We start from the raw sequence: 4,212 nt of genomic DNA, 5'->3' as shown, positions 1-4,212 counted from the left end.
GTGCCCGTGCGGCTCGACCTCGCAGCACTGCGCCGCCGCACCGAACCGCCACCCGCCCTGTTGCGCGGGCTCGTGCCCGCCGCGGTCCGGCGGGCCGCGAGCGTGCAGGCCGACGGTTCCCTCGCCGCCCGGCTGTCCGGTCAGGGGGAGCAGGAGGCGCGCCGCACGCTCCTGGCGCTCGTCCGCGCCCAGGCCGCCACCGTGCTCGGCCACGGCGACGCCGACGCGGTCGGCCCCGGCACCGCGTTCCGCGAGCTCGGGTTCGACTCGCTCACCGCGGTGGACCTGCGCAACCGGCTGAACACCGCCACCGGTCTGCGCCTGCCAGCCACCCTCGTGTTCGACCACCCCACCCCGGTCGCGCTCGCCGGGCTGCTCACCGAGCGGCTCACCGGCGGGGCCGCCGCCGCGCGGACCACCAGGACCGGCACGCGGGCCGCCGACCCGGCCGAGCCGATCGCGATCGTCGCCATGAGCTGCCGGTACCCCGGCGGGGTGCGCGGCCCTGAGGACCTGTGGGCCCTCGTCGCCGATGGCGGCGACGCGATCTCGGCGTTCCCCGCCGACCGAGGCTGGCGGTCCCGGCCGGTGCCCGGTGGGTTCGTCCACGAAGGCGGGTTCCTGTACGACGCGGCGGACTTCGACCCCGGCTTCTTCGGCATCTCGCCACGCGAGGCGGCCGGGATGGACCCCCAGCAGCGGTTGCTGCTGGAGACATCGTGGGAGGTGCTGGAGCGCGCGGGCATCGACCCGGCGTCGCTGCGCGGCAGCGCGACCGGCGTCTACGCGGGCGTCATGCACAGCGAGTACGCGGCCCGGCTCGGCGACGTTCCCGAGGAGCTGAAGGCACACCTGTCCAACGGCACCGCGAACAGCGTCGCCTCCGGCCGGGTCGCCTACGCGCTCGGTCTGGAGGGCCCCGCGGTCACCGTCGACACCGCGTGCTCGTCCTCCCTGGTCGCACTGCACCTGGCCGCGCAGGCCCTGCGCGATGGCGACTGCACGCTCGCCATCGCGGGCGGTGCCACGGTGATGGCGGCACCGACCACGTTCGTCGAGTTCGCCCGCCAGGGCGGCCTCGCGGGCGACGGCCGCTGCAAGTCGTTCGCCGACGCGGCCGACGGCAGCGGCTTCGGCGAGGGCGTCGGCGTGCTGCTGCTGGCCCGCCTTTCCGACGCGCGCCGGGCCGGTCACCCCGTGCTCGCCGTGGTCCGAGGCACCGCGATCAACTCCGACGGTGGCAGCAACGGCCTGACCGCACCCAACGGCCCCGCCCAGCAACGGGTCATCCGGCAGGCGCTCGCCGCCGCCCGGCTGTCCACAGTGGACGTCGACGTCGTTGAGGCGCACGGCACCGGCACCCGGCTCGGCGACCCGATCGAGGCGCAGGCCGTGCTCGCCACCTACGGGCAGGACCGGGACCGGCCGCTGTGGCTGGGCTCGGTGAAGTCCAATCTCGGGCACACCCAGGCCGCCGCGGGGGTCGCTGGTGTCATCAAGATGGTCATGGCGCTGCGCAACGACACACTGCCCGCCACCCTGCACGTCGACCGGCCGGCCGGCGAGGTCGACTGGACCTCGGGTGCCGTCGAGCTGCTCACCGAGCCGCGGCCGTGGCCTGCCGGTGCTCGGCCGCGCCGTGCCGGGGTGTCCTCGTTCGGCGTCAGCGGCACCAACGCGCACGCCATCATCGAGGAGGCACCCGCCGGGCCCTCGGCGACCGCGGCACGGCGCGACCTGCCCGCCACGCCGTGGCTGCTGTCCGGCCGCTCCCCGGCCGCGGTGCGGTCACAGGCCACACGCCTGCTGGCGCATCTCGACGACGAGCGGGACCTCGATGTCGCCTTCTCGCTCGCGACCACCCGCACCGCGCACGAGCAGCGTGCCGCCGTCGTCGGCACGTCCCGTGACGAGCTGGTGGCCGGGCTGTCCGCGCTGGCGCGCGGCGAGTCCCCGGTGGTCGCGGCCGCACGCGAACCGCACGTCGCGTTCCTGTTCCCCGGGCAGGGAGCCCAGCGGCCCGGGATGGGACGTCTCCTCGCGTTCCCTGCGTTCACCGAGGCGTTCGACGCGGTGTGCGCGAGCCTCGCGCCGCACCTCGACCGCCCGCTGCCCGACGTCATGGACACCGACCTGCTCGACCAGACCGGCTACACCCAGCCCGCCCTGTTCGCCGTCGAGGTCGCGTTGTTCCGCCTCGCCGAGTCGTGGGGCCTGCGACCCGGCCATCTGATCGGCCACTCCATCGGCGAGCTCGCCGCGGCCCACGTCGCGGGGGTGTTCGACCTCGACGACGCGGCCACGCTGGTCGCCGCGCGGGGACGGCTCATGCAGGAGCTGCCAAGGGGCGGCGCGATGATCGCGATCGAGGCGGCCGAGGCCGAGGTCGTCCCGGCGCTGATACCGGGCGCGGACCTCGCCGCGATCAACGGCCCGCTCGCCGTCGTCGTCTCCGGCGACGAGGACGCGGTGACCTCGGTCGCCGACGCGTTCGCGGCGGAGGGGCGCAGGACCAAGCGGCTGCGCGTCAGCCACGCCTTCCACTCCGCCCGGATGGACGCCGTGCTCGACGAGTTCGCCGCGGTCGCGGGAAAGCTCACCTACCACGAGCCACGCATCCCGGTCGTCTCGAACGTCACCGGCGAGCCCGCCACCGAGGAGGAGCTGTGCTCGCCGGAGTACTGGGTGCGCCACGTCCGCGAACCCGTCCGGTTCCTCGACGGCATGCGCACGCTCGCCGACGCGGGGGTCACCGTGTTCGCGGAGCTGGGACCGGACCGGGTGCTCACCAGCGCCGCGCAGGACTGCCTCGCCGAACGCGACGGCATCACCTACCTGACCGTGCCGAAGCACGGCGCGGACGCCGTGCGCATGGCGGCCGAGGCACACGTGCGTGGCTGCGTGGTCGACTGGCCCGCCGTGTACGCGGGCACCGGCGCCCAGCGGGCCGACCTGCCAACCTACGCGTTCCAGCGCGACCGCTTCTGGCTCGACGCCCCCGCCGGGCAGCGGACGGCGCCCGGCGCGCACCCCCTGCTCGGCGCGGCCGTGCCCCTCGCGACCTCCGGCGGTGTGCTGTTCACGGGCACCCTGTCCCCGAGCACCCACCCGTGGCTCACCGGGCACCGGGTGGCGGGCGCGATCCTGCTGCCCGGCGCCGCCGTGCTGGAGATGGCGCTGCACGCCGCGGCGCACACCGGTGCCGCCGGGGTGGCCGAGCTGATGCTGGCGGCCCCGCTCGTCTTCGCCGACGACACGGACGAGGTGGGCTTCCAGCTGACCGTCGGCGACGCCGACGAGCACGGTCACCGACCGGTCGAGCTGCACGCCCGGCGCGGGGACGAGCCGTGGCAGCGGCACGCGAGCGGCTCGCTTGGCGAGCCGGATGGTCCCGACATCCTCGCGGAGCCAGGGGAGTGGCCGCCCCGCGACGCCGTGCCCGCCGATGTCGCCGCTCTGCGCGCGACCCTCGTGGCGGCCGGGTTCGAGTACGGGCCGCTGTTCGGTGGGCTGCGTACCGCGTGGACCCGAGGCGCGGAGACCTTCGCCGAGGTCGCGCTGCCGCCGGGAGCGGAGCTGGACGCCGCCCGCTACGGCATCCACCCCGCCCTGCTCGACGCCGCGCTGCAGGCGATCGGCCTGAACACGCGGCAGGAGGGCCTCCCGTTCGTCTGGCGCGGCGCCCGCGCACAGGGCGGTGCCACGCGGCTGCGGGTCCGACTGTCCGTTGTGGACGATGCGGTGCGTGTTCTGCTGACCGACGAGGCGGACGCCCCGGTGCTGTCGGTGGCGTCGTTGTCCCTGCGGCCACTCGACACCGGCCATCTCGGTGCGCGACCGGCGCCCCTGTACCGCGTGGACTGGCAGGCGGTGCCGGTGGCGGGCGACCCAGCGACCGGCACCGTCGGCCGCTGGGCGGTCATCGGCGGGCAGGCGGCCGGTCCCGACGCGCGGACCTACCCCGATGTCGCGGCGTTCCTCGCGGCCGACGGCGCCGCTGATGTCACCGCCGATGTCACCGCCCATGTCGTGCCCGCACCGGCCGGTGAGCCGCCCGCCGCCGTCCGGCACGCCGTCACCGAGACGCTGTCGCTGCTGCACGCCTGGCTCGACGGCGACCGCGACCCCGCCGCGACGCTCGCCGTCGTGACCCGGGGCGGGCTGCCCGGCGCCGCGGTGCGCGGCATGGTCCGCTCCGCGCAGTCCGAGCAC

At 75.9% G+C, this 4,212-nt stretch carries 1 protein-coding gene; it reads left to right on the top strand.

The genetic code is table 11. The annotated features are described in order from the left end of the window. Window positions 1-4,212, top strand: a 4,212-nt coding sequence (locus WBA97_RS06730) for a type I polyketide synthase (protein WP_424229831.1), incomplete at both ends; no start/stop codon positions are given.

Origin of the sequence: Actinophytocola sp., assembly GCF_049647105.1 — a bacterium.
GTDB lineage: Bacteria > Actinomycetota > Actinomycetes > Mycobacteriales > Pseudonocardiaceae > Actinophytocola.
This window is presented reverse-complemented; position numbering and strand designations above follow the sequence as displayed.